This is a genomic window from Cytophagia bacterium CHB2, from assembly GCA_030263535.1.
In the GTDB taxonomy this organism is placed as follows: domain Bacteria; phylum Zhuqueibacterota; class Zhuqueibacteria; order Zhuqueibacterales; family Zhuqueibacteraceae; genus Coneutiohabitans.
Window position 1 is genome coordinate 1 of sequence record SZPB01000414.1, and the last position, 5178, is coordinate 5178.

Annotated in this window: 4 protein-coding genes and 1 CRISPR repeat array; of the genes, 2 read left to right on the forward strand and 2 right to left on the reverse strand. The window is 51.1% G+C overall.

From position 1 onward, the window contains the following. Together FBQ85_26195 and FBQ85_26200 are read left to right on the forward strand one after the other, a co-directional pair. The coding region (locus tag FBQ85_26195; GenBank protein MDL1878623.1) for a 3-isopropylmalate dehydrogenase at window positions 1–666 on the forward strand (666 nt) is incomplete at its 5' end. Window positions 667–777: 111 nt separating this feature from the next. Continuing rightward, the gene (locus tag FBQ85_26200; GenBank protein MDL1878624.1) at window positions 778–1437 is read left to right on the forward strand and encodes a Uma2 family endonuclease; all 660 of its coding nucleotides are present in this window, start codon (window positions 778–780) and stop codon (window positions 1435–1437) included. A 29-nt stretch (window positions 1438–1466) separates the two neighbouring features. Here the strand turns inward: FBQ85_26200 and FBQ85_26205 are convergent, their stop codons facing one another. Together FBQ85_26205 and FBQ85_26210 are read right to left on the reverse strand one after the other, a co-directional pair. Then, complete coding sequence (locus FBQ85_26205; GenBank protein ID MDL1878625.1) at window positions 1467–2342, reverse strand: hypothetical protein; 876 nt, start codon at window positions 2340–2342, stop codon at window positions 1467–1469. Further along, window positions 2339–2833, reverse strand: a complete 495-nt coding sequence (locus FBQ85_26210; GenBank protein MDL1878626.1) for an asparaginase — start codon at window positions 2831–2833, stop codon at window positions 2339–2341. The genes FBQ85_26205 and FBQ85_26210 overlap by 4 nt, the downstream gene beginning before the upstream one ends. Window positions 2834–3757: 924 nt before the next feature. Beyond that, a CRISPR array of direct repeats spans window positions 3758–5177; the repeat unit is 25 nt; unit sequence GTTTCAATCCTTGTTTTGATGGATT. Window position 5178 lies beyond the last annotated feature (1 nt).

A 5178-nucleotide genomic window follows, 5' to 3' on the forward strand; every position in this document is an offset into this window, starting at 1 on the left:
GTGCGCGAGAACACCGAAGGCCCGTATGTCGGCGCCGGCGGAATTTTAAAAAAAGGTACCCCCGATGAAGTCGCGACGCAGGAAGCGATTCACACGCGCAAAGGCGTGGAACGTATCATTCGCGCGGCGTTCGAGTATGCCGTGGCGCACGGCCGCACGCGCGTCACCATGAGCGACAAATCCAATGTCTTGCGCTACGGCCATGATCTTTGGCAGCGTGCGTTTGCCGAAGTCGGGTTGGAATATCCCAATATCGAACAGGATCATTATTTCGTCGATGCGCTGGTGATGAAGATGGTGAAATCGCCGGAGCATTTTCAAATCATCGTCACGGAAAACATGCTGGGTGACATCATCACGGATTTGGGCGCGATGTTGCAGGGCGGCCTGGGCATGGCCGGCTCGGGCAATCTCCATCCCGGCAAAGTTTCGCTCTTTGAGCCGGTGCACGGTTCTGCGCCGTACATGGCCGGCCAGAACAAAGCCAATCCCATTGCCGCCATTAGCACCGCGGCCATGATGCTCGATCATCTCGGCCACCAAGCCGCGGCCAACGCCATTTCCCAAGCGGTGCAACAAGCCGTGGATGAAAACCAGGTCACCGCGGATATTGGCGGCAAGCTCGGCACGAAAGAATGCGGCGATTTCATAGCCTCGCGCGTGTAGCTCTCAAAAAAAGATTGTGCATTTCGATCATCGGTTGCTTAAATTGCGCTCGCGTCGTGAGTCACACGAAATTGTGTCTATTGGAAATCATTAACAAAACGGGGAATTCCGATGGCTTACCTGGTCAAGCAAACACCAAGAAAATCGCCGCACAAAAAGATCTTGAAAAGAGTGCCGATCACATTCGACGAATTCTACGAAATGGTCGATGACGGCGTCAAGGCGGATTTGCTCGACGGCCAAATCATTCGTGATTTGCCCGCGGCGCCGAAGCACGGGCGTGAGGCGGGTTGGGTTAGCACAATGATCAACTGTTATGCCGATGCCCACGATCTCGGCGAAACCTTTGTAGCGCCTGCGACGGTGCGGCTATCCCAATATCAAGGCCCGGAGCCGGATGTTTTTTTCATTCGCAAAGACCGGCTGAGTATCGTCAATGAAAAATTCGTCGAGGGCCCGCCTGATCTTTGCGTTGAAGTCATTTCCAAAAGCAGCCGGCAGCGTGATCGCGGCCGCAAGTTCGTGCTCTACGCGGATCATGGCGTGCGGGAATACTGGCTCATTGATTCTCTGCGTGACACGCTGGAGTTTTATGAAAATATCGAGGGCGAATGGCGGGAAATCAAACCGGACGAACAAGGCCGATTGCATTCCAAGGTTTTGCCGGGATTTTGGCTTAAACCGGCGTGGCTGGCAGCCAAACCCCTGCCCTCTGTCTTGAAAATTTTGCGCGAGATTCTTGGCGAGAAATTCGATGCCATTGGCAAGTAAATGCCGGCGACACAGATAAAATAAACACCCTACCACTGCAATAACACTTCACTCCTCAAATAATCCACATTTGCCAGCGCGAAATAGTTGACATACTCCAATCGAATAATAACGCGATTCGCCTGGCGCAGTGCAAATCCGGACACAAGCATGCGCATATCCCGGTCATAACTAACGGCGAGATGGCCGGGGCCGAACGAAAAACGCGGGCCAAACAGCGTGCGGTTGTCGAGCAACATGTAATTGAATCCGATTTGCGGCAACGGCCAGTACGTGAAACTATCGTAGCGATAATAATTCGTTTCATGGCACGCATAATACAAGCGCCACGCCGGAATCGCTGCGTTCATGCCGGCGGCATTGACCCCGCCATACCAATTCAAATACACTTGCCCAATTTGCCGGCGCAGCGACACCTTCTCCAACTGCCATTGCACAAAACCCATGTTTTTGCGCCGCAGCTCGCGGCTGATCGTTTCCGAAGCAAAATTAACCAGGCTGCCGGCCACTGCCGTGCGAATGATTTCGGTTTGCTTTTGCGGCGGCATGCTTTCGGCGAGCGCCTTCATCTCCGGCAGCGACTCCATGCCGTGTATCGCGTGGCGGTCGACGAATTGCAGCAATTGCCGCACATCATGCAGAATGCGGTACTCGTCGCGAAAATAGGGATGCACCGGCGGCCGGCGATAGCCCGCATCAATAGCAAACGGCAAACGCCGGCGCATGCTGTCCACGCGCGCGGTTGCCGGCGGCCCGGCCAGCGTGTCGGTTTCGCTTTCTTCGAGCAAATGAAATGGCGCATTGCCCAGAATCATGGTTGATTCTTGCTGGGCAAAAGCAATCTCGCCAAGCGCGGCGGCCAAGCCCAGGCCGCAGCAGGCGAGCCAAGTCTGGCGCAGGATCATGTCTGGCGAATCTTTTCAAACACACCGAGTTCGCGATTTTTGCGGACATTATCCCAGGTAAAATACATGCCGTTCATCGCAAGATAAACGCCCGGCGGCAAGGCCTGCACGAACGACAGCGCGCTGCCGAGATTGAACAACCCGTCGGAGCTGCCGAAGGCATACGGCACCATCGCGCCGGTCATGACGATCGTCTTATCCTTCACGCCGGCCGCCAAAACGTGCGCGGTTTCCACCATCGTGTCGGTGCCGTGCGTGATGACGATTTTATCCTCGGCACAGCGCCGGCATTGATCGAGGATCGTCGCGCGATCGGCGTCCGTCATGTCGAGGCTGTCGATCATCATCACCGTGCGAATTTCCGTGGGCAGGCGGCAACGCCCCAACCGCAGCATTTCCACCACATGCGAATCGCGAAAATAAAGCCGGCCATTGATTTCATCGTATTCTTTATCGAACGTGCCGCCGGTAATGAGAATTCGGATTGCCATATGTTTCGCCTTCCCGCTTGCTTCTTTTATGCCACTTATTGACCTGAGGCTATAGTTACACCGATTTGCAGTGAACAAAAATTTAAGCGGCTGGTCAATATCGTAGCTTGTCGAACCTGATTTCTGAACGATGGTTGCCATTCGTCAAAGCTCGACGTCCCGCCGCTCACAACTCCGCGAGGAGTGAAATGTTTATTGAAGTGGTGCGCTGGAACGGCCCTTAACTCCGAGTGACATGTAGATTTCAGTAGCGTGGCGCAGGCTTTGTCGTGAAAACCCAATATGCCACTCCTGTCGGAGTTTGCAGAAGCGGTGTGCGCGCATGACTATAACCATTTCACCCCTTCGGAGTTGCTACCAAGCTCTCGTGCAATTTTTCTTATGCACCACCCAATGGCTAGATTAGCACCACGATTAAGCCCGCGCTCTTAGCGGTTTTGGTCAGCCTCGATGCAAAATTCAGGTAGAAAGAACTACGATAATCAAGTGAGACGCTGACCGGTACGGCCATTTGCCTCGTGATCTGCTTGCAGCCGGCCGCTTCCAAGCTCAACCCAAAACAAAAAATCTCGACTCCGATTGTTTGCCGGAGATCGAGATTCTTTAATTTTTTATCGCGTGCTCATGTCGCTTTTGCCTGACCCAGAACGATGATAACAGCCCGCGGCTGCTTTTCAAGCCATTCCTTCAATCAGCGACATAACGATAATGAATTTGTTTTACTTTTGCAACCCCGGTTTCCTTCACGCGTTCGTAGCGTTCGTAGTAGCGCCTTCAGGCGCACACCGCCGATTCTATTCTCAACAAATTTAATTCGAACTGTTCGGCAACGGCTTGACCGTTGCTTCACCTTACCATGTTTTATTCCCGAAGGATTCACTTCAAAACTTTCTGTAAACAAAAGAAAACAGTGTTCTGAATGTGGGTTCAATCCTTGTTTTGATGGATTGGGGACTTCAACGTTGTATTCGAAGACTGGAAGCAAATTTCAGTGCCTTGTTTCAATCCTTGTTTTGATGGATTGGGGACTTCAACCGTGGCCTTGCCCACCAATATGCCCATTGACGTTGATGTTTCAATCCTTGTTTTGATGGATTGGGGACTTCAACCTAATACACAAACGATATTACAAGAAAACGAAAAATGTTTCAATCCTTGTTTTGATGGATTGGGGACTTCAACTTGCCGCATGGCGGCGCGGCGGTTGCGCGGCGCGAGTTTCAATCCTTGTTTTGATGGATTGGGGACTTCAACCACCAAAGAAATCTGTGCCGAATGCACAGACAAAGCGTTTCAATCCTTGTTTTGATGGATTGGGGACTTCAACAGCCTTTGAGCCTCTTTTGTGAAACCGGTTGCGGCTGTTTCAATCCTTGTTTTGATGGATTGGGGACTTCAACATAATGCGGATGAATTGAAGCGCGAGCTTGCAAATAGTTTCAATCCTTGTTTTGATGGATTGGGGACTTCAACGCGGTTCGATCCCGTCCGCGCCCACGAAAATTGAATGTTTCAATCCTTGTTTTGATGGATTGGGGACTTCAACCGCTGCATCAACAATGTCCGCCGCCAGACATTCCGGTTTCAATCCTTGTTTTGATGGATTGGGGACTTCAACTCATCGAGGGCAAACTGCAAACGCGCTCATGGGAGGAGTTTCAATCCTTGTTTTGATGGATTGGGGACTTCAACCAACCGCGTCAAGGAGATGCTGCTTGAGGAAATGAAAGGTTTCAATCCTTGTTTTGATGGATTGGGGACTTCAACCTTCAATTTCGTTTTTGGTGGAATATCAACGTCAACCGTTTCAATCCTTGTTTTGATGGATTGGGGACTTCAACGATTCGTTTGCCGTTTTTTGGGCTCCTCTCGATCCGGGTTTCAATCCTTGTTTTGATGGATTGGGGACTTCAACGGCTTGGTGGGCGCAATCGCATTATATCGCCATTCGAGTTTCAATCCTTGTTTTGATGGATTGGGGACTTCAACAACATTACGTCAAAAAAGACCTGCAATGCTTTTTGCCGTTTCAATCCTTGTTTTGATGGATTGGGGACTTCAACCGTGAGCTTGGCGCTTCTGCTGAATTGATAACATTTCGTTTCAATCCTTGTTTTGATGGATTGGGGACTTCAACTCAACAGTATTTCACGCCGACAATTCGCGATCAGGAGTTTCAATCCTTGTTTTGATGGATTGGGGACTTCAACACCGCGTCAAGGAGATGCTGCTTGAGGAAATGAAAGGTTTCAATCCTTGTTTTGATGGATTGGGGACTTCAACCCTGGCAGCGAGCGAGCGCCAGGGATAGTCACGCGGGTTTCAATCCTTGTTTTGATGGATTG

Bases quoted from the DNA above. Each gene is read 5' to 3' on its own strand.
- FBQ85_26200 (MDL1878624.1), top strand. From the start codon at position 778: ATGGCTTACCTGGTCAAGCAAACACCAAGAAAATCGCCGCACAAAAAG.
- FBQ85_26205 (MDL1878625.1), bottom strand. From the start codon at position 2,342: ATGATCCTGCGCCAGACTTGGCTCGCCTGCTGCGGCCTGGGCTTGGCC.
- FBQ85_26210 (MDL1878626.1), bottom strand. From the start codon at position 2,833: ATGGCAATCCGAATTCTCATTACCGGCGGCACGTTCGATAAAGAATAC.